Origin of the sequence: Myroides oncorhynchi (assembly GCF_020905415.1) — a bacterium.
Classification (GTDB): domain Bacteria; phylum Bacteroidota; class Bacteroidia; order Flavobacteriales; family Flavobacteriaceae; genus Flavobacterium; species Flavobacterium oncorhynchi_A.
Window position 1 is genome coordinate 2,967,736 of sequence record NZ_JAJJMP010000001.1, and the last position, 20,733, is coordinate 2,988,468.

Below are 20,733 nucleotides of genomic sequence, written 5' to 3' on the forward strand. Positions count from 1 at the left end.
TTATATGTTTAGAATTATGTTTGCAACAGTATCTTTTTCAGCAGAGAACCTTATTGAATTAGTGTAGGATAGAGGGTTTACAGCAATTTTTTTGTTTTGTGGAACTCTTAAAGAAAATTGCCCTATACTATCTGTTCTGTGAAAACTTCCAATACCATTTGTATTGACAGAGAATTCAGTTAAGATGATAATATCTTTTAAAGGTTGCTTTGTTTCTTTACTATACACTATCCCAGAAACAGTGATTAACTTATCAGTATTACCGCTGTTTTTAATGTGTTTTTGAAGATTATTGTAAACCCTTTCATTGTTTTTCTCTAAGTCTTTCATTTTTGGTAAATCTTGTTCAATTTCTATATTTAGTATTTGATTCTGGGTAAGATTAGTATACGTGTAATTTGTGAAGTCTTTGTATAGATATTGATTTGGTATCAAAACAAGAGTATCTCCTTTGTTAATGGTTATATTATAGTATCCATCTTTTTTGATATAGACTCTTTGATTCTCTCCATATTCCTGATAATCTTTATCAAGCCATGTCCACTTGTTTGAGATATTCATAGTGGTGATTCCTAAAGGCGCAGTATTTGTACCTTTAACAGTAACGAATCCTTGTATGGTTATTGTTCCATCTAAGTTTTGATCAGTTACATTTGAAATTGTAGCAGTGGTAAGCTTATTGTCATTCATTGTCTTTTGACAAGAAAAAATAGTTAGTGATAAGATCACTAATAACGTGATTGTGTATTTCATGGTTTATAAAATTTTAAATTAGCTATTTAGTATCCTGCGTTTTGCGGAAGTAAGTTTTTATTTATTTGTAATTGTCTCTCAGGAATTGGAAATAGGTTGTGATTGTCTTTCCAATTAGGTTTGTTCTTGTTTAGATCTCCAAGTCTGTTTGTTAACTTTAGATCAAAGAACCTTCTGCCATTCTCAGTAAAGAATTCTCGAGAAGATTCATCTAAATATTCTTTTATAAAAGAAGTTTGGTCCATTGAAGTGTTTAAACTATTTAAACCTCTTTTTTGTCTTATTTGATTTAGAATACTTGTAGCTTTATCAGTTTTGTTTTGTAAGGCTAAGGCAAGACTTAAGTTAAAGTAGGCTTCCTCTACTCGGTAGAATATAGATACTTCATCAGTGTTGTTGGCTGTGTTTTTGTATTTAAAGATTTGGTGTAGTTCTCTATTATTTATAGTCGCCTTCTGTAGCCAGTTTTTATATCTTAAATCATTTGCAGCAAATAGTTTTAGTAAATTGTTATCAGCCGCCACGGTATTGACGCCTATGGTTTTTATTTGATAAAGATTAGCTTCTTGGGTTACTGCTGTATTTAAATTAGGGCTTAACTGCCAAAGCGTACTTTTTGCATCTTTTTTAAAGACTTTGTTAAGGTCATCTTCTAAACTATAATTTGAATTATCAATAATAGCTTTACTATATAGCTCAGCTTTATCATACTGTTTTTGAAGTAAATAATTATACGATAAAAGTAATTCAGCTACTGTTTTATTGATATAAAAACGCTGGTTACTTCTAGAAGTATAATCAAGGTTCTGATATGCCAATAAAAGATCTTTCTCAATAAGTAATAATACTTCTTGATATGAGGTTTTGCCTATTGTTGTATTGTATTTATAATCAGTTGACACTGTATAAGGAATATCCCCAAATAATTGAACTAAGGTCTGATAGTACAAAGCTCTTAATGTATAGGCCTCTGCAAGGAGTTGTGTTTTATCAGCTTGTTTAATGTAAGATGATTCATTTAACCCATTAATAAAGTTGTTAATAGCATAGATATCAAAATAGGTATTATTCCACCATTGCGTTATTTCATGACTTGAAGCCTCAAGTGTATTTAGATAGTACATATTGGGTTTTGTGCCAATGAATTCAAGCTGATCTGTATAAAGACTTAAACTGTGATTAAGCCCTGGGTTACCTCTTGAAAATAAAGGAGTATCTCTTACTTTAGAGTAAAGCATAGAGAGAGCTGATTTTGTCGTTGCAATGTCTTTAAATACATCTTTTTGATTGATTTGATTGTTAGGGGGATCAACATCAACAATATCATCACATGAGATAAATATTACACAGACTGAAATTATACATACAAAGAGTGAGGATGTTTTTAAAAAAAATATATTTTTCATGATCTTGAAGTATTAAAATGTTAGTTGCATACCAAAAGCATACGTTTTTAAAGGGGGCAAGAAACCAAAAGAAGTAAATTCAGGATCCATACCTTTGTATGAGGTTATAGTCCATAGGTTTTGCCCTTGTATATATAATCTAAGTGATTCTATTTTGGCTTTTGGTATTTTTAGATTATAGGATACAGATAAGTTTTTTAGTTTTATATAAGAAGCATTACTAATTGTGCTATCACTTTCTAAAAATATCATGGATTGGTTAAAAGCTGTAGTGTCATCATAACTGCTAAAAGAATATTTAGCATTAGGATTGGATACCGACCAGCGATTATCCATCTCTTGGGGGATATTTGTCATATAAGCTCCCGGTATAGAGTACAGTCTGTTTAAATTATAGTTGTTTTGGATTTTAAAATAAAATAGAAAATCTAGACTGATATTTTTGTATGCTATTGAGTTTTGCAATCCTCCATACATTTTAGGATTCAAATCATTAACTGATTGTTTATCGGCTATATCTATTTTTCCATCTTGATTATAGTCATTAAATAAATAATACCCCGTATCAGGATCAACACCTTGGTATTGATATGTTTTAACAATGTTGATAGACTTTCCTATTATATAATTACTAGTCATAGTACTTTTATCAAGCCCTGGATATGATATCAATTTGTTTTTAGGAAAAGAGATATTAAAATTAGTTGACCACATCCAATCTTTATTACTAAAGTTGGTTGTATTGATTGTAAATTCCCATCCTGTGTTTCTAATTGTAGCAGGTGAATTAGAATTTATTAAATTAAAACCTGTTGTCGATGGAAGAGTCAGACCGATTAATTGATCAGTTGAGGTGTTGTTATAATATGCAATTGTAGGATTGATTCGACTTTTAAAAAGCTCTAATTCGATAGCGGCTTCGAACTTTGTTGTTTTTTCCCATTTGTAATTAGGATTATAAAGAGCGGTTGGATAAAGTCCTATCTCATCATTATATTTAGTAGTCGATGTAGTATAGGTATCTAAATAAGCATAGTCCCCAATATTATCACTACCTGTTACTCCATAGCTCATACGAAGTTTTCCAAAATCAAGCCATTTTAGATTCGCTAGTAATTTTTCTTTAGAGAATAACCACGCAGTACCAATGGCCCCGAAATTTCCAAAGCGATTTTCCTTTCCAAAACGACTAGAACCATCTCTTCTAGCTGTTATGTTTGCAATATATTTATTGTTATAGGTATAGTTTAGGCGGGTAAATAAAGAAGCATATTTATATTGAGTGTTTGAAACTAAAGATATAAACCTTTCCTTGGCTGCACTTAGATTCTTGATAGAAGAATTAGTATTAAAATTTCGACCAAATAAGGCTTCTTGATTGTTTTGGTTTGATTGGAATGTTGATCCAACTAATATGTTTAATGAATGATTATTCCATGTTTTTAAATAATTTACTTGAGGTTCTATAATAAAAGATTTAAAGTTGTTCTTGCTATTTGAGGCCTCCGATACCTCACTTGTTAATCCTAATTGAGGATCGTTAGCTGTATGGGGAGTAAGTAACCATTCATTAAGGTTATTTGTAGTAAATCCCGTATTTAGTTTTAAGTAAGTATTGGGTAGTAGGTTATATGAAAGAGTACTATTTAATATAAGGGTTTCAATTTTATTTTCATATGTTACCTCTAATTGTGCAAGAGGGTTGTAGAATGTCCCATTTTGCCAATTCAAATCTCCATTTTCTTGTCGTAGTGAAGGAGCATTAGGAGCAAGAGTTAAGGAGTTGCTTGTAAAGTCAACATTTGGTAAGTTATTGCTTTGATAAGAATAGGAAGTACTGGCATTGAATTGCAATTTGTTGTCTTTGCTTCTATAATTGTAATTAAATAATAAAGAATTTCTTTTATATCCTTTATCAGTAGGAAATACTGTAGTGGAGTTATTGTGTAGATAGTTTGTTGTAAAACTACTATATTCATTTCCAGCTGAGACTCCTAAAGAAATATTCTTATCTATTGCAGTATCTCCAATAAGTTCTTTTTGCCAGTTAGTATACCTATTTCTATCCCAAGCGCCATTTAGATCAAAAGCATTGATTGGTAGGTCAGTGATTCCACTATTGACAAAAGCTTCTTCTCTCATTTGGAGATACTGTTTTGTATCCATCATATTTAAGAATTTAGCTACTTTGCTAAAAGCTGTTGTTGATGTGAATGTGAAATTTGTTTTGTCAGTTTTTCCTTTTTTAGTAGTAATAAGCACAACCCCGTTAGCTCCACGAGAACCATATATGGCTGTAGCATCTGCGTCCTTTAAAACCTCAATGCTTTCAATGTCTTTAGGATTAATTGCATTTAATGGCGAGATGCCTTCTTGCAATATACCTGAACTTAAGTTTCGAGAATCCATACCTAAAGGAGTTGAAATAAAAGGCACTCCATTTATTATGTATAATGGATTGTTTCTATTTGTTTTGTTTGTCCCCAAAAAGTTTCTTCCTCTAATTTCTATGTGCATTCCGCCTCCTGGTACACCGGTTTGTTGAGTAATATTAACTCCTGCCATTTTACCTTGTAAAGCTTGAAGAGGGTTTGAAACTGGCTGAATTTCGATGTCTTTTGCTGTTACTCTTGAAATGCTTCCTGTGCGCTCGCGATCCTTTACAGAGTAGTAACCAGCGTTAAGTACTATTTCTGATAACATATCTTGATTCTGATCTAAAACTATATCGAATGTATTTTGTTTAGCTACAGAGATTTCTTTACTTGTATATCCAATATATGAGATAACGATAATGTCTTGTTTTGATACTTGTAGTATGAACTTACCATCCTGATCTGTGGTGGTTGCAAAATCAGAGTTTTTAATTTGAATGATAGCACCTATTAAAACACCATCTTTGTCTTTTACAACACCTGAAATAGTTTTATCCTGATAATCAAAAACCATTAGATCATCTTTATATACGGCATAGGTAGGATAGGTGAGTGACAAACTTAAAATCAAAGCTATCCTATAACCAGACTTGGTTAAAAATTGAGTTTTCATAATATTTATAATTGATTAGATACATTAAGACTTTAAATCATTAAGATTCTTATTGCCGTAGTACTTTTAAGTAAGTCTTTGTATCAAGGGTTAGTTATTGGGTTATAATGTATTTGGTTGATAGAACTATCTCCTTTTGCTCTTGAGCACGTCTCCCAAAATGCAAAACAAGAGTAAGGAGATAGTCATGGACTTTTAACAGTCATAAAATCCCTTTATGATCTGTTTTGTTTGTTTGTGTTTGTTCTTGTACCTACTAATGGTCTTTTGCTTAACTAACCAACCTTAACAAATCAGTATTGTTGTATCAAACGGTTTATAAAAGACTATTAGTAAGTTTTCTTCATAAGTGATTGTGTTTTTAAAATTGATTAATTAATAGCAACAGTGGATTTTGTGATTAAACAATCTTGACTAATCAATGATTGTTTATTGCCTTTATAATCAGGTAAAAAGATGTTTTATTTTGTGAATTTAAAGGCAATAGATGTCCTGTACGCATCCAAAAACTGTTTTTGGACATAGCGTAAAATGTATTTTGTTTGAGTAAACTATATGCTAATCCTTAGAGCTCGAACTAACTCTGTTTATGAAATTAAATGTTTAAAAAAACATCACTCTAAGGGTAGTTACACAAAGGTTGAATCATAGGCTAAATGTGAGTTTAGTTAATAATTGTTTTGTTGTTGTAATAAAATGTAATAATTGAAAAAATCTCGAATAGAATTATTCGATAAGTCCATTAAGGATAAGGCGTTGTAAGTGTTCTGTATTAGAATACTAAACCAAATCTACCTTGTTTAAACCTTTATAGCCTAATTGGGAGACGGCTTTAAATAAAAGGTTTGTGTTATGTTTTAAAGCATAGAGTTTTTAATTCTAAGCTTTTAGTCTTCTTAGCCAGCCTAGTGATAAATCACTAGACTAGCCTTGTTTTGCAATCTTTTACTCAAGTTGTTTAGTGTAATGAAGTTTTCTTTTTGGAAAACAAGAAGAAAGGATTTACTTTTAGAGTGCGAATCATTAAAGAAAAAACCGTCTTACTTAAAACACTTGTGTTTTGAGCTAGGATGCAGTGCAATGAATCAAGGAAATGTTTTCTTTTTGCATTGCACTCATATATGAACAATTTAGAGTTTTAATCCTTTTACACACTCTTTTCTATTAAGAGTAGTGCTGAGGTATTAAAGCAAAAAATCGCTCATAAGAATATGTTTTAAAGTCGAGAGTGGTATGAGAAGTAAAAAAGGAGAGCTCCTACTGTACTAATCATAACACTTGATAAACGACCACTGTTACAATTTTCCAGTAAGGAGCCCTCCCTAAAACTTGCTAATATATAGCTTTTTTGTGAAAGGGCTTTTCTTACGGAGCTCGAAGTGGTCGTTACTCAAGATTCGAGACTTATAAAATATTATTCTATTGATGAAGTAGAATTCATATATCTACCTGTATCAGGTGTAAATATATTGAATTATTTCCTAATTACAAAAATTACGTAACAAAGAATTGTTGGTATGCATAAAATAGATGATTATATAAAAATTAAAATGCAAGAAGAGGGGATTACAGAACCTATTCTAGCTCAAAAATCAGGACTTTCAACTGGACATATAAATAAACTTAAGAATGGAAATGTAGCTAAGTTAAGTGCTAGTACTTTTTATAAATTGGTTACCGCATTTGATAGGGACTTTGTTTATGCTTCTGATATTGTGTTTCCAACTCTTAAAAATATAGAATTAAATAAATTACCAGAGGTAAAGAGAAACAAGTTTGGTACTCTTATGCTGGAGTTTGAAAAAGTTATAAATACTCCGAAAAATATAGCTATAATTACAGGAATTTCAGAGGAAAGAATATTTGAACTTTTCAATAGAAATGGAGGTTTGGAGGCTTATGAGTTGTTATTAATAGAAAAAGCAATTAAGAAGAAGGTCGGGGAACTTTTTATTTTGTATTTTAAAGATGAGTAGCAATTTCCGTTAATATAAAGTTATTTGAAAACATTAATCTATTTGCCTAATACGTTATTTAAGTATTAGGTAAATAAAGCATCCAACATTCTGTTACTAGACTTTGTGTTATTTGATATTTTCTATAACCTATTATGTTGTTACTATATTGATGATATTAGTGTTAATATCGAAATTCTATAGTCAGTTGAAAATTAGTAGATTGACAATAACAATACCAAACCAAGCCAAACACAACCTACAAATACCTTTATTATTTTACCCCTAGTATAATTACTAGTTTGTCTTATCTAAATTTTATAATCATGAAAGACAACACTACTAGTAAAATAAAAACATCTCAAAAAGCATCTGCTATATATCGTGTTCATAGTGTGGGGCTTACAGAGCAAGAGCAGTTGGAATTTGAGAGAATTCTTGTTAAGTATAACATTAGAAATAAATCAAGATTTATAGCTTTATGTATTTTAAATAAAAAACTTAAAGCCGTTGTTATAGATAAGGTATCGCTTGACTATCATGCTGAACTAACTACTTTAATCAATCATTTTAAAGCTTTCGGGGTAAGCTACAATATCTTAGTAAACAAATATGATGTGTCAAAAGAGTCTGAAGAAGTATTCAAAGATATTTTGAAAACTACTCTAGAGCTTTCTAGACTCTGTAAGGAGATCATTAGCCTTACTTTAGCCTTTGAGAATAGAGTTTTATATAAAGCGGATGATTATGGTGGTTAGAATAGGCAAGAGTAGAGACATTATGAATACTTTAGTTTACAATCAGAACAAAGTTGATAACAAGAGTGCTTGTATATTAGGGGTTAATAAAGTAGCGATGCCATTGTATCAACCTGAAAACACGAGCAAGTATTTTTATAAATATTTTCAGACCTATTTACTTAATAGTACAAACATAAACAACCCAGTTAGACATATATCTCTTAATCCTAATCCAGTAGATAAAATTGATGACCTTACGCTTTTAAATATAGCCAAGGCTTATATGAAAAAGGTAGGTTTTAAAAATCAACCCTATATTGTATATAAACACTTTGATCTTCAAAGGATTCATATTCATATAGTATCGGTATCAGTTAATGAAAACGGATATCAGATTAATTATTACTTTGACTTTTTAAAAGCTCAAGATGCGTGTAAAGAAATTACCAAAGAGTTTAATTTAACGCCATATAATATAAGACATAAAAAAGATAATGATTTAACCATTAAGGTTGTAGACTATAGAGAACCAAACCTTGTCCAGCAAATGTATAATGTTGTAGAGGTGTTAACTAAATATTATAATTTTGAAAATTTGAAGCAGTATAATGCTGTTTTAAATCTCTTTAAAGTGAAGGTTGCCTTGGGTAAAAATCAAGACCCAAGTTCTATTGTGTATTATGCTCTTGATTTGGATAACAATATAGCTAGTAATCCAATAAGTCCTAGTAGACTTTGTTTAAAAGTTGACATGGATTTTTTAAATGTACATTTTAAGAATTCTTCAACTAGCAGTGATCCGATTTTGGACAGTGAAGTAAAAAAACAAGTAGAGTCTTACTTTTTACAAAGCAAAGATTATAAACACTTTAATAAACTTCTAAAGAATCAAGGAATCAATTTAGTTTCAGATAATAAAAACAAATCTGATTTTTATTTTGTCAGTCATAAATACAAACGAGTATTTACTTTCAAAGACTTAGATAAACGCTTATCTGAAAGATTATCAGATGATTTGTATAGTAATTTTTCAAACTCAAAGAAACAAAACAAAAAAGACCCACTAAGTAAACTAATAGCTCAAAGGTATAATCAAATTAACGATAACTTTAATAATCTAGTGGTACATTCTAGTTTTGACTTTGTAGACAACTATTTTAATATAAACAATAAAGCAGAATTTGTTTGCTTTTTTAATCATCTATTTAATGCTCCTGCAAATGATTTAGACCAAAAGCAGCTTGAGAGCCTTAAAAAAAGAAAGCGAAAAAAGAAGGGGTATAGAATTTAATTAGTAAGACTATGTTAGCAATGTTTTTGGGACTTTATTGGTTTTTGTACTTAACTGTGGCATACCTGTGGAACTTTATTTGTTTAAAAGCAAAAAAACAAAGTAAAACAGCGCCTTGTATTGTTGGTCAAAGTAATACAAAACTCAACTATAAAAAGCTTAACAAAACAAGCAGACCCTCAGAGAGTTTAATTGATCTACTAAATCAATCAAAAGATGATTCAGCTAAAGAAATAGCCAAAAGACTCGGCTAGGGTAGGGCGCGTTTATTGTTTTTACAGTAGTAAAGAATTTTACTGGTTTACTCTTTTATTTTTCTTGATTTATATAGTAGTAGAAGTCCAATACTTCCGTTTAACAAACTAATACATATTTCTTTAGTAGATTCACTAACATTACTTGTCTCACTATTATAAGAATACAATTGACTAATCAATATCATTAATGATACTGTTATAATGATGTAACCTATAAGTCGCAATTTCTTTTTCATTTTAATTCTTATTCTTTTAATATTTAAAACGACTTGATCTATTATACTGATATTTATAAAAGATTAAAGAGGTTTTTAGTTACTGTTTTTATTTGAATACAAATATATGGTATAAATTAACATAATAAAACAATATTATACGAATGTTTTGTGTTATTATTGATGTGTAAATTATTAAATATGTGCTAATAAAACATCTCGGGGCAAGCCCACGAGGTATTTCGCAGTACGATGTAGTATTCTCTAAACTTTTCCTCCGAACCCCGAGGCAAGCCTCGGGGAATTCTTTAGATTAAAAAGTAATTTGCATTATAAATCAATAGTTTATGTTAATTAGTAAATTACTTTTTAATAATACAAGAATTTTTAAGATTATCTCATTAGTAAATGAGCTAGTAAAATAAGAATCTCATTAGTTAGTAAATCAAAACAGAGCACTTGTCCTAACTGCGAACTACCATCTTCAAAATTACATAGTTTCTATATATGTTATAATATCTTTTATAAGTAGTTTTTTTATGGCAGAAATTAAGATTTCCATTGTTTCAAAATCAGGATGACTATTTTTAGCTGGAAGTTGTATGGATTTTTCCTTTACAACATTCCATCCACCTAATTTGTTTTTATATGAATAAATTGGTAAATCAGTTACTTTATTAATAGCTTGAACAGCAAATAAATATTGATTAGGTGTCAAGTCATAGTCACTACCAATCCATTTAATTGCATAAGCATCAGATAAAACTGTAAATTCTTTTGATTGAAAGTACGCTCTATATACATCACTATTTGATGGAATAGAAATAACATTTTTTAGAATAGTCGCTTCCTCTTGAGGCACAAAGTAGTTTAGTCCTTGATTTTTAAAACTAGAAGTTAGACAAGGTAATGTAAATTTACCCGTTGCTTCCTTAGCTAATTCTTCCGCTTTATAAGGTAGTTTTTTAGTTTTTATCCTTTCAAATAAATTTTTAATTTTAAAAGTAGACCATTGAATGTTGCCATAATCTTCTAAAATATTTAGTTCTGCTTTGGTTAATTCGTAATTATTTAAATCTATAGCTTGTAAATAGTCTTGTAGAGTTTGGGTACGCTCTTGTTCTAAGCTAGCAATAAAATGTTCCATAAAATCAAAATCGATAACTCCGTTTTTCATTGGGAGCTTAATACTTACATGGTTAAAACTGCCAATTCTAAACTGCTTGCTATAATTAAATTGATTTTGAATTTTTTTATTTATTAAACTTGTAATAAAAAGTTTTACATTTTCAGACATCTTGTCCTTTTCAAATAATACTAATATGTTATCATCAGCAGAATAATTATAATTGCGATAAAATGAATTAGCAAACATATCAATGGTAATTGTTTTAGCGGGAAAAATTTCTTGATCAAAATTACCAATATATCCAGATACTCCTGTGTTTTCAAATCCTGCAGTGACTAAAGCACGATCACCACTAATTCTATTTTCTGCTGTTAATCTTTTTCCTCTTTTAATAGAAAATAATTCACTTAATAGAATATCAGGCCCCCACTCAACATTATCTAACTGTTTATTGAGCAGGGTATCTACTTTCCCAGCGTATAATTTTGGCCTTTAATTATACTAGAAACTTCCCAAGCTAGATAATCACTTATTGTTTTTTTAAATTCGGCAAGACTTGGTTGGGTATCTATGGGTGCGGTTTGATTCCAATCAGCGCCGTTGTTTGGATCAATATGACCTTCATAATAATCATTATCTGCAATTAACTCTAATTTGTTCTTGCCAAAACGTACTAAGTTCACTATCTCCTGATAACGTTGTTTTGCATTATTAGTGTCTTTTAGATTGTTGCTTGATTTTTTGCGATTTGCTCGTGTGTAGCCATCATTAGAAAAGTCAATAAATTTTACTACTTCATCTTTGTGGTGTTGTTCACCGACTTTAAAAACATAAATATTAGTCTGCACACTTGACTTTCCAATGAATAAATCTATGGGCATTTTTATACTTGCAATAAGAGTATGACTTTCTAAAATTTTGATATTATAATCTTTAGCTTTACCTGCGCCAGCAGAATTTTGGATAATAATAGCAGCATATCCTTTATTCATCATTCCTAAAGCTTTTTCGACAAAATTCATTCCATTGCCATTAGCAGAATATGGAGGGTTTAGTATAAAAGCATCTGCTGGAAATAAACTATTAGTTTTTCCAAAACCATATTTACCATCAAAATTAGTTAATGAGTCTATGTTTAAAATGTTAGAGCTACCATCACCCATCATAATCATATTCAAAATAGCTAACATATATACATTAGAGAGTAACTCTAATCCCAAGAGTTGCTCAGCTTTAATAGCAATTTCTTTTTGCTGGAGTTCTTGTGGTGATTTAATTGTGTTTTTAGCATCAATTAACATTTCATTCATTGCCGCTACCAATAGTCCTGCTGACCCGGTTGCAAAATCCCAAACATACGAGTCTTTGTTTACACGAGCTAATCTAACTAATAATGTAGCTACATAAGACGGAGTAAGTACCACATCATTTAATTTGTCTTGTGAAAAGCCTAACCAACCGTACATTTCGTTGAATAGTTTTCCTGTAAAATCTGTTGTTAAACCAATTTTGTAGTATATTCCTAAATCATCTACAATTTTAGAAAATACACGTCTTAATTGTGTTTCTCCATTTTCTACTCTATTGATGTTTTCAGTAGTTAATGTGTTTTCTAACGTGCGAACAATTAAATCTTTTTTCTCTTTAGGTATTTGTTTTTCTTTTAAGAAGGCTTTTATTTTACGAACAATAATGTCTCCATCGCGGTTTCCTTCCTCATTAGATGATTTTAGATCATCTTTACCAAGTGGTTGTACTTTTCCCGGAATACCTAAAGTTGCAATAATAGAAGCTGCAACAAGATAGACACGGTCATTTTCACCCAAACCTTTTTCGTTTTGGTAAATATCATTGTTTAATCGAACTAAGCTGGTGTCAATTTCTTTTTCTCGTTGTTCCTTAAGCTTGTCTAGTTCTTCTTGTGTTAACTTTAACGATTTTACTTGTTCTATAAAAACATCAAAGTTTTCTTTTTTCAAGAATGATAGGTCAGTGTATTCTGCAATTTTTTGACCAGCTCCTAAGTTGTCTTTAGAAACATAATAGACTCCTATTTGGTGAATAATTTTGCCAGAGATGTCTTTATGTCCCGTAACACCAATAGCGATAATATTGGTATAACTGGTATGATGTAGTATAGCATTTGCATAATGTACAGCACCATTTACAGCAAAACCATTTATGTTTTTTAAATTAGGTTCGTTTTTAACTGTACGATTTTCTACTTGTCTGTTTGCATCTAATTTTACTAATTTATCTTTATACCCTTTATACTCAATAAGTATAGGGTAATGATTGTGATATTTATCTTGCAATAGAAGTTTTGTATCTGGTCTATTGGCTCCAGCACCTCCGTTTTTAGTAAAGTATTCTGATAAGGCTTTATCAATTTCAGAATTGATAGATTCTTGTTGTAATTTATAGGGTAGATTATATTTTTTTAGCCATCCATTTACAAGATCAGCTATATTTGGTTCGATAGATTGCACTGTTCTTTTCACAGCCATTGCTTTAAGCTTAAGTATTAAAAATGTAAAAATATTAAATCTTACTATAAGAAACTAAAAGAAAATATCTTCAAGCTTACTTAGATGAATTCAAATATAAACTCAATAGGAGGCACTTTGGTGAATATCTCTTTGATAGGCTAATTATCGCTAGTATTACAGCTTTTGAATAAATACGGAGATACGTATTTATTTGTTGTGAATTATTTAATTCAAATGTATGACCAGACAAAACAATAGCGGAATTTTTTGATAACATCTTGAAAAAATAGCAGGATTCTACCGTCAGGGGAATATTTTAAAAAGTATATTTAGGACATTTGTATATGTGGTTATAATCAGACATTGTGAATCAGAGTGAAATGCCTTATTAGTATCTAATTACCACAAAAAGCATCTGGTTTTCGAGTATTATTTTCAAAAAGAAGTGCAGTAGTGGCGTTTTGAGCAACAATGGTAAAAGCATTTATCTTTATTGCTTAATCAATTGATTGTGATTTTTGCAAAGGATGATTTGTAGTGGTTGTACTTTTGCTTCTTTTAAAAGAGTTCTAATGCTAAATCAGTATCTATGATCTTTCTACCGTACTGCAAAATAGCACGATTGATTTTACTGTCTTTCTTTATTTTGTTAGCAGTAGAAATACTGTAACTAAATAATTTGGCTATGCCAGCAATACCATATATGTAACGTTTGGTAGGTGGTTCATTGGATTGCTTTTTTGAATGAATAGATTCATTCATCGCTATTTCCTTTAGTAAGTCTAATAGCTCTTGTCCTTTCATTTGCCAAACAAGCTTTTCTTTTAACTTGTTTAAATACATCCTATAAAGTTTTTAGGTTGTACTATTGTTTAGTTACAGCATTGTATAACTACTTATCAAACTCTGTGAAGGTATGTGATAAATAGGAATGTGTTGTAAGTGAATGTTTTTGAGGATTTAAAATGTTTTAATTTGTAACTTTAAACTTAAATAATAAAGTATATTATAGTTCCTTATTGGAAGATGTATTGCTTTATCTATTATTCAAAAAAGCGTAAATTTGGATGAAGAATTACAATAATTAATAAAAACTAAACAATGAATTATTTATTAGATCAACTAATTAAAGATTCTGAATTACATAAAGATATTTTTCTAAAATTAGAATTTACAGAAAAAGATTTATCAGTGTTTGATAGAATAAAGAAAAGTGCTTTTGCTATTAAAGAACAAGTTTTAAGACCTGATATAAATGACTCATATATTGAGTTATATAGTAAAGAAATAGAGACTTTAATTAGTTTTTTACCTTTTAGAGGGGGAGAAGATTCTAGCTTTGTTGATTATCAAGATCCCCATTGGAAACAATCAAATAAAGAATATTTTAATCATAGTATTAAACAACAATTAGATTCTATTTTACTAGAGTTAGAATTTCAGGTAGATTTATTTAATAAAATCGGTCAACTTGAGTCTAATTTGGTTATTGTAGGAGCAAATGGTAGTGGAAAAACTTCATTAGCTGAAAAATTAAAAATAAATTTAAATTATAACGGAACTGTTGTTTCTGCTCAACGAATATTAAGAATTCCAGAATTTCAGAGTGTTAGTAATAAACAAATAACTTTGGATAATCTGATTTCAAATCAAAGAGCAGATAAAAGATATAAAAATGAACACAATTTTAGCAATATCTTAAACGAATTTGAAATTGTAATACAACACTTGCTAGCGGAAAATATCTCTCTTAGTACTGCTTTTAGATCACATTATACAGAGGAATATAACAAAGATAAAAACCTTCTCATCGAGCCAGTAACTACTAAATTAGATGAAACTATTGAAATATGGAATTCATTAATTAGTCATCGCATATTAAAATGCGAAGATGGTATGAATTTCAAAACTTTTGTAGTAGGAAATGAAAACTCTTATTTAAGTATTCAGATGAGTGAGGGTGAAAAGAATCTTCTTTATCTCATTATACAAGTCTTATTAGCTCCGAAAAATGGTTTTATTGTAATAGATGAACCTGAAATGTATTTACATAAAACAATTTTAAAAAAATTATGGGATAAATTAGAAATAAGACGTGAAGATTGTTTATTTATATATTTAACTCATGATCTAGATTTTGCTACAAGTAGAAAAATTGCTAAGAAGATTTGGTTAAAATCGTACAATCATCCTAATGCATGGGAGTTGGAAGTTATTAATTCAGAAGAAATTCCAGAAGCATTATTATTAGAAATACTAGGTAGTTCAGACAATATTCTTTTTTGTGAAGGGAAAAAGAATTCTATTGACGAAAAACTCTACTCAATGCTTTTTTCTAATTATACAATTATACCTGTTGGTTCTTGTTTCGATGTTATGAATCATACAAAAGCGTTTAATAAATTACAAAATGTTACTACAAAGGCAATTGGAATAATTGATTCAGATCATCACTCAAGAGAAAGGCTTGATAAGCTAAAAGAAAATAGTATTTATAGTTTTTCCGTCTCAGAAATTGAGAATTTATTTTTGGATGAAGAGTTTTTAAGATGTATTTCAAATTTTGTTGGTATAGAGGAGAGCGCTGTAGTTTCGATAAAAGAAAGTATTCTAGATGATTTGAAAAGTAATATAGATTTACAAGTTTCAAATTATGTATCTACTAAAATCAATAATATTTTTAACGACTGCGACCTTAGTAAAGGTAATTCGTTAGATAAAATTAATGAAAATTACGAAAGTTTTAAAAACACCATTAATATAGAGGCTTTTTATGAAGAAAGAAAAAGGGATTTAGAAGAAATTTGTAATAATAATGATTATGAGAAAGCTATTTTAATCTATAATAATAAAGGACTTAAGAAGCACGTTGAGAAACATTTTAAAATAACTGAGTTTACATTAAGATGCTTCCTGTTTTTACAAAAGGAGCCTGAAAAAATAGATCTGTTTAGGAAATATTTCCCCATAGAGCTATTCTAAATACTATCTGTAATAATTAATGGTTATTAGTTGATAAATGTAACAAATAACCATTAATATATTATATAAAAAAAATTACTTAACTCTCCTTATGTCCTAAGACTTAATTGTCCATCACTTTTAAATTCAGCTCAGTACAAACAAATTTTATCAACTGATCTTTTATTTGTTTGTCTATTTTGTCATTCTAAGGTTTCAGTTCTTTAGCAAACTTGGTATAAGTGACATCATTCTGAGAATAGCATTTACCACTTCTTCTTATAGCCATAGCTAAAAGTACTATACTAAAATTACATCCAATTTTTATGTCATCATATACTATCAAAGCACATTTATACAGCTAAATAAGCATTTAACTTATTGATATATAATCAAGTAATATATGATAGGATTCAGAGAATCTATACGTGTTTTTCTTTTTTTATCCATAAATCTTATGCCAATTGGCTTACTAATCCAAATATTTTTCTTATACAAGTTAAGATTTTAAGCTTTTATAAATCTTCTACTGTTTTTTTTCGCAGTAGCTAAAGTCTTGTAAGGGGAGTCTAGCCTAGGTTTTAGATAGAAAATTTATTTGATTTCTACTTTTTTGCTTTGCCAATTGGCAATCTTATCTTTTTAAGCTATTGAATTTTGTATGGTTAGCTAACAAGAGTATTAATCATATAAAATTCTAAAAACATGAATGTTAACCGCTCTGAGTTTCTTTCTTGGATGGAAAGAATTACAATTCGATTAGATAGTTTAAGACAAGGAATTGATAAGCTTCAACTTCAAACTCTAAATATTGATGGTGAAGAGCTTTTAGATAATCAGGATGTTCTTCAAATCTTAAAAGTAAGTTCTCGCTCTTTGCAAAGATTAAGATCCCAGAAGTTATTGCCTTACTATAAAGTAAGGGGAAAGATCTATTACAAACTATCAGATGTTCAACAGCTATTAAGAGATAGCTTTTCTAAACCTATCAAAGAGTGATTGACCTATTAAAGCCAAAGATATACCTAGAAGTGCCATTGTAAAGCAAATACAGGTGTTGAAATTAACTTTAAGTATTAATCAACAAAATTTTTTATTATGGAAGCAAAAAAAAGTAATGAGTCAAAAAAAGATATTCTACTTGTAAATGACTCAAAGGACAACAAAATCAAAGCTGTACAAGGCTTAAGTAAGGAAGGTGATTTGCAAAGCAAACCAATTACTAAAACAAACTTAGATTCCTTTTTAAAATTAGATCGATCAGGAGATTTCTTTTCTAATTTTTTCTCTAATTTCTTTTCTCAGTTAAAAAATCCCACTGAGTTTAGTTTTTTTAGAGTGCCAGAGGAATTAGCCACTAAATTGTCTAGGCAAATGCAAAAAGAGATCGATCAGAAAAAAGAGCTGAATCATGAGCTTTACTTGTTTTACCAGGTTGATTCAAACAAGACTTCTAAGAGTGTTGATATTCAGCAACCGCAGTCCATTGTTACAAGTAAAGAATACAATCCCTATAAATATGATATTAATGATATTAACTGGGAATCACTCTCAAGGCTTGGCTTATCAAAAGAAAAACTCGAAGAAATGGATTTGTTAGAACTCCTTTTAAAGGGATATAAAACAAAGGATTTAGTTATGGTAAATCTAGATCTTGGAGCAGCCGTATTTTCTTTAGATGCCAGACTTGGTCTAACACATAACAAAGATGGTCAGGTTGTTATGACTTTAGAAGGTGTTAAAAAGTATCCCAATCTAAATGTGCCTTTTCAAGGTCATGAATTTAGTAAGCTTGATAAGCACAACCTTTTAAAAACAGGTAATATGGGAAGGGTTGTTGAGCTTTTAGACCCTGAGACTAATCAGAAGATTCCATCGGTTGTCAGCGTAGATAAATTAACAAACAATATCGTTGTTACCAGCGTTGAGAAAATGCAAGTGCCTACACAGCTAAAAGGAGTAGACCTAACAGATCAGCAGTTAGATGGAATAAAACAAGGCAAGGCAGTACTGGTTCAGGGAATGAGTTCTGCTAAAGGTAATCCGTTTGACGCCGAAATTCAATACAACGCATCAAAAGGACACATTGAGTTTTTGTTTGATAAGGTCAACAAAGACAAAGCGGTTTCAAACCCCCAGGATTTGAAAGTCTTTAGAGGACAAACACTTAGTGATTCTCAATATAAACAGCTTTTAGAGGGAAAGACCGTACCTATTGAAGGGCTTATTGATAAGCGTGGTAATCCCTATAAGGGATACATTAATTATGACAAGGTAAATAACAGAACAAATTTTTCTTTTTATGACTCTACTAATTCAAATGCTAATTCTCAAACTCACAAGGTAGAAGCAGGCGACACCCAAAGTAAAAAAACTGGTATAAGAATCTCATAAATGTTTTGATATGAAACTTGTGATAACAGAAACAGCAAGCGTGGCTAGGATTCTAGCCACGTTTTTTAATACTCATCAAAAAGAGTTTGGCTATTATAAATCAGACAAATACTTTGTAACATGGATGGATGATTGTAAGATTAAGTTGGAGCTTTTAGAGTCTTTAAAGAATCAAAATAAAGCAAACAGCCATGTACCCCTTGATTATAAACTCACTCTGGTAAATAAGAAAGAGCATAAAAGTAGTAATCCTATTGCTTTAAAAAAGCTTGATATAATAAGGCAATTAACTCAAAAGAGTAAAGAAGTTATAATTGCTACAATGCCTAGTGCTACAGCAGAGGCTAGCTTTAGATACCTTTTTGAATATTTACAGATAGACCTACCTTTTAAAAGACTTTGGCTTGAATCTTTATGTAATCAGTCTATAACAAAGGCTATGTTAAATATAGACAGAAATAAAAATGATGACACTGTTTTTTATGCTCAAAAAAACAAGGAATTAATTTATAAACAATTAAATCAATATTATAGTAAAGTAGCCTTGAAATCTGAAGATAAGCTTTGTTTTGTTAATGCTGTTTTATTATCACTTATATGTCAAAACTACCTTGATACAAACCAAAGTAATCCAAAGACAACCTATAGGATAATGGTTAATTTAAGAAGTACTTCTAAAGACTATTATTGTTATTTTCCAAAGTTGTATCATAAAGAAAATTCAGCCCTAAAAGACTTGAAACTAATACAGAAAAACTCTAGGGTAAAAACTAAAAGTAAAAACATAGAATTTGTAAAAGAGCCAGCTGTTTTATTGTTTGATTTTTTAACTCTTACAATCAAAGCTCGTAGTGTTTATGGGTTTAGTTCCCTTAAAACTCTTAATATATTAATAAGGCTTTACAGGCAAAGATTTATTAGTTATCCTTTAACCTTAAATAAGTATTTACCCCAAAGCAGTAAAGATGGTATTTCTGGGGTTTTAAATGTTTTAAGAGATTATCCAAAGTTTAAAGAAACTCTACTTACCTTAAAACTTGCCAAGCTTCATTACCGAGGTATTATTAAGGATGAGAATTTTCATACCCATGGTATATTAACCACTTTAAATATTCCACATAGTTTAACTGTGGATGAAAAAGCGATATATGAATTAATAGCTCAAAGATGCATTGATACCTTTAGATTACAGCCTCAAATTAGAAAGGCAGTTTTAATTCTTGATATAGAAAACCAGCCTTATGATTTATTGTTAGAGGCCTTTGAAAATAATCTCTCTAATAATAACTCTGTAAATACTGTAGATAGTATTGATGGGTTACTTCAAGTAGATTCTTTTCAAGTAGAATCAGCGAAGATAGTTAAGCAAACTAACCAGAGTGAGTCGCTTTTTACCTTTTCCAGTTTAATTCAAAAGATTCAAGATGATTTTATAGCAAGCTTAAAACAAAATGGACTGTCCAAAGAAAGTTTCTACTTTTTTAAAGATGTGTTTGTAAAACTTGTTTTAGGGGTTGACACTTTACTGGAAAAAGGCTATGTTATATCTACCCCTAAGGGGCTTGTGACCACTGAAATGGGCTTAGACTATTACAAAAGACTAACAAGGTTTAACTTATCAAGTTCAAGTTATAAGGATCTTATAGATTTTGAGTTATTTTTTTTTAATTTAAAACAAGGTATTACTATAAGGCAAGAGTTTTATAGGCAAAGTCAAGATAAACTAAGATTTATACATCATAAGATAACTTATTTTACTGATCTAGATAACATATCTGATTTTGTTTGTTTGGCATGTAAAGACAAATTAGAACTTAGTTTTAAAAGACTTGTTTGTCTAAACAAATCATGCCCTTGGAGAGTTGAAAGATTTGTATCTGGGGTTTATTTATCAGAATTTGACCTTGAGTTTCTACTTAAGTCAAAACGATCAAAGTCTTGGTTTAGTTTTAAAGATCGCAAAGGTTATCCCTTTAAAGCATATTTGTTTTTTAATGAAAAACTACAGCTTTGTTACGAGTTTGTTTAATCATCCTTGCTTTATAAGACATAGATAGCCTGTAAAACAACAGGCTATTTATGTTTTGGTTATGAA

At 29.9% G+C, this 20,733-nt stretch carries 15 protein-coding genes and 1 pseudogene; 9 read left to right on the plus strand and 7 right to left on the minus strand.

What is annotated here, in order from left to right; all coding sequences use genetic code 11:
* Genes LNQ81_RS12945 through LNQ81_RS12955 form a run of 3 tightly spaced genes read right to left on the minus strand, consistent with a single transcriptional unit; the run spans window position 1 to window position 5,207 of the window.
* Window positions 1-753: a hypothetical protein gene (locus LNQ81_RS12945; protein ID WP_229947381.1), complete on the minus strand. Its 753-nt coding sequence runs from the start codon at window positions 751-753 to the stop codon at window positions 1-3.
* 26 nt (window positions 754-779) lie between these two features.
* Window positions 780-2,159, minus strand: coding sequence for a RagB/SusD family nutrient uptake outer membrane protein (locus LNQ81_RS12950; protein ID WP_229947383.1), 1,380 nt, complete (start codon window positions 2,157-2,159; stop codon window positions 780-782).
* 12 nt (window positions 2,160-2,171) lie between these two features.
* On the minus strand, window positions 2,172-5,207 hold the full coding sequence (locus LNQ81_RS12955) for a SusC/RagA family TonB-linked outer membrane protein (RefSeq protein WP_229947392.1): 3,036 nt from the start codon (window positions 5,205-5,207) through the stop codon (window positions 2,172-2,174).
* A gap of 1,517 nt (window positions 5,208-6,724) precedes the next feature.
* On the opposite strand from LNQ81_RS12955, the gene LNQ81_RS12960 reads away from it, so the two are divergent.
* The 4 genes from LNQ81_RS12960 to LNQ81_RS12975 all read left to right on the plus strand — a co-directional run bounded on the left by LNQ81_RS12960 (window position 6,725) and on the right by LNQ81_RS12975 (window position 9,447).
* A complete protein-coding gene (locus tag LNQ81_RS12960; RefSeq protein ID WP_229947393.1) occupies window positions 6,725-7,183 on the plus strand; it encodes a helix-turn-helix domain-containing protein in 459 nt (152 codons plus the stop codon).
* A gap of 305 nt (window positions 7,184-7,488) precedes the next feature.
* Complete coding sequence (locus LNQ81_RS12965; RefSeq protein WP_229947394.1) at window positions 7,489-7,920, plus strand: plasmid mobilization protein; 432 nt, start codon at window positions 7,489-7,491, stop codon at window positions 7,918-7,920.
* A 97-nt stretch (window positions 7,921-8,017) separates the two neighbouring features.
* The gene (locus LNQ81_RS12970) at window positions 8,018-9,193 is read left to right on the plus strand and encodes a relaxase/mobilization nuclease domain-containing protein (protein WP_229949292.1); all 1,176 of its coding nucleotides are present in this window, start codon (window positions 8,018-8,020) and stop codon (window positions 9,191-9,193) included.
* Between the two features lie 11 nt (window positions 9,194-9,204).
* Window positions 9,205-9,447, plus strand: a complete 243-nt coding sequence (locus LNQ81_RS12975) for a hypothetical protein (RefSeq protein ID WP_229947396.1) — start codon at window positions 9,205-9,207, stop codon at window positions 9,445-9,447.
* A 47-nt stretch (window positions 9,448-9,494) separates the two neighbouring features.
* Here LNQ81_RS12975 and LNQ81_RS12980 read toward each other — a convergent pair whose 3' ends face one another.
* From LNQ81_RS12980 to LNQ81_RS12990, 3 genes are all read right to left on the minus strand, one after another.
* Window positions 9,495-9,686: a hypothetical protein gene (locus LNQ81_RS12980; protein ID WP_229947398.1), complete on the minus strand. Its 192-nt coding sequence runs from the start codon at window positions 9,684-9,686 to the stop codon at window positions 9,495-9,497.
* A gap of 469 nt (window positions 9,687-10,155) precedes the next feature.
* Entirely contained in the window at window positions 10,156-11,040 is an 885-nt protein-coding gene (locus tag LNQ81_RS12985; protein WP_229947399.1) for a hypothetical protein, read from the minus strand.
* Window positions 11,041-11,258: 218 nt separating this feature from the next.
* Window positions 11,259-13,301: an HsdM family class I SAM-dependent methyltransferase gene (locus tag LNQ81_RS12990; RefSeq protein WP_229947400.1), complete on the minus strand. Its 2,043-nt coding sequence runs from the start codon at window positions 13,299-13,301 to the stop codon at window positions 11,259-11,261.
* A gap of 56 nt (window positions 13,302-13,357) precedes the next feature.
* Between LNQ81_RS12990 and LNQ81_RS12995 the strand changes: the two are divergent.
* Window positions 13,358-13,474 (plus strand): annotated as a pseudogene (locus tag LNQ81_RS12995) (IS1595 family transposase); the annotation flags it as partial.
* A gap of 367 nt (window positions 13,475-13,841) precedes the next feature.
* Here the strand turns inward: LNQ81_RS12995 and LNQ81_RS13000 are convergent.
* Window positions 13,842-14,126, minus strand: a complete 285-nt coding sequence (locus LNQ81_RS13000; RefSeq protein ID WP_229947402.1) for a DUF3853 family protein — start codon at window positions 14,124-14,126, stop codon at window positions 13,842-13,844.
* A gap of 258 nt (window positions 14,127-14,384) precedes the next feature.
* Between LNQ81_RS13000 and LNQ81_RS13005 the strand changes: the two genes are divergently transcribed.
* The 4 genes from LNQ81_RS13005 (at window position 14,385) to LNQ81_RS13020 (ending at window position 20,667) form a co-directional block, all read left to right on the plus strand.
* A complete protein-coding gene (locus LNQ81_RS13005) occupies window positions 14,385-16,265 on the plus strand; it encodes an AAA family ATPase (protein ID WP_229947404.1) in 1,881 nt (626 codons plus the stop codon).
* Between the two features lie 684 nt (window positions 16,266-16,949).
* Window positions 16,950-17,243 (plus strand): helix-turn-helix domain-containing protein, encoded by a 294-nt coding sequence (locus LNQ81_RS13010; protein WP_229947405.1) that lies wholly within the window; start codon window positions 16,950-16,952, stop codon window positions 17,241-17,243.
* A gap of 99 nt (window positions 17,244-17,342) precedes the next feature.
* Complete coding sequence (locus LNQ81_RS13015) at window positions 17,343-18,638, plus strand: DUF3945 domain-containing protein (RefSeq protein ID WP_229947407.1); 1,296 nt, start codon at window positions 17,343-17,345, stop codon at window positions 18,636-18,638.
* Window positions 18,639-18,648: 10 nt separating this feature from the next.
* Complete coding sequence (locus LNQ81_RS13020; protein ID WP_229947409.1) at window positions 18,649-20,667, plus strand: type IA DNA topoisomerase; 2,019 nt, start codon at window positions 18,649-18,651, stop codon at window positions 20,665-20,667.
* The last annotated feature ends 66 nt before the right edge of the window (window positions 20,668-20,733 follow it).

Excerpts from the sequence above, each read along its gene's own strand:
- LNQ81_RS13020 (WP_229947409.1), top strand. The coding sequence starts at position 18,649 with ATGAAACTTGTGATAACAGAAACAGCAAGCGTGGCTAGGATTCTAGCC.
- LNQ81_RS12985 (WP_229947399.1), bottom strand. The coding sequence starts at position 11,040 with ATGTTTGCTAATTCATTTTATCGCAATTATAATTATTCTGCTGATGAT.
- LNQ81_RS13000 (WP_229947402.1), bottom strand. The coding sequence starts at position 14,126 with ATGTATTTAAACAAGTTAAAAGAAAAGCTTGTTTGGCAAATGAAAGGA.
- LNQ81_RS12950 (WP_229947383.1), bottom strand. The coding sequence starts at position 2,159 with ATGAAAAATATATTTTTTTTAAAAACATCCTCACTCTTTGTATGTATA.
- LNQ81_RS12970 (WP_229949292.1), top strand. The coding sequence starts at position 8,018 with ATGCCATTGTATCAACCTGAAAACACGAGCAAGTATTTTTATAAATAT.
- LNQ81_RS12975 (WP_229947396.1), top strand. The coding sequence starts at position 9,205 with ATGTTAGCAATGTTTTTGGGACTTTATTGGTTTTTGTACTTAACTGTG.
- LNQ81_RS12945 (WP_229947381.1), bottom strand. The coding sequence starts at position 753 with ATGAAATACACAATCACGTTATTAGTGATCTTATCACTAACTATTTTT.
- LNQ81_RS13010 (WP_229947405.1), top strand. The coding sequence starts at position 16,950 with ATGAATGTTAACCGCTCTGAGTTTCTTTCTTGGATGGAAAGAATTACA.
- LNQ81_RS12955 (WP_229947392.1), bottom strand. The coding sequence starts at position 5,207 with ATGAAAACTCAATTTTTAACCAAGTCTGGTTATAGGATAGCTTTGATT.
- LNQ81_RS13015 (WP_229947407.1), top strand. The coding sequence starts at position 17,343 with ATGGAAGCAAAAAAAAGTAATGAGTCAAAAAAAGATATTCTACTTGTA.
- LNQ81_RS12990 (WP_229947400.1), bottom strand. The coding sequence starts at position 13,301 with ATGGCTGTGAAAAGAACAGTGCAATCTATCGAACCAAATATAGCTGAT.
- LNQ81_RS12960 (WP_229947393.1), top strand. The coding sequence starts at position 6,725 with ATGCATAAAATAGATGATTATATAAAAATTAAAATGCAAGAAGAGGGG.
- LNQ81_RS12965 (WP_229947394.1), top strand. The coding sequence starts at position 7,489 with ATGAAAGACAACACTACTAGTAAAATAAAAACATCTCAAAAAGCATCT.
- LNQ81_RS13005 (WP_229947404.1), top strand. The coding sequence starts at position 14,385 with ATGAATTATTTATTAGATCAACTAATTAAAGATTCTGAATTACATAAA.
- LNQ81_RS12980 (WP_229947398.1), bottom strand. The coding sequence starts at position 9,686 with ATGAAAAAGAAATTGCGACTTATAGGTTACATCATTATAACAGTATCA.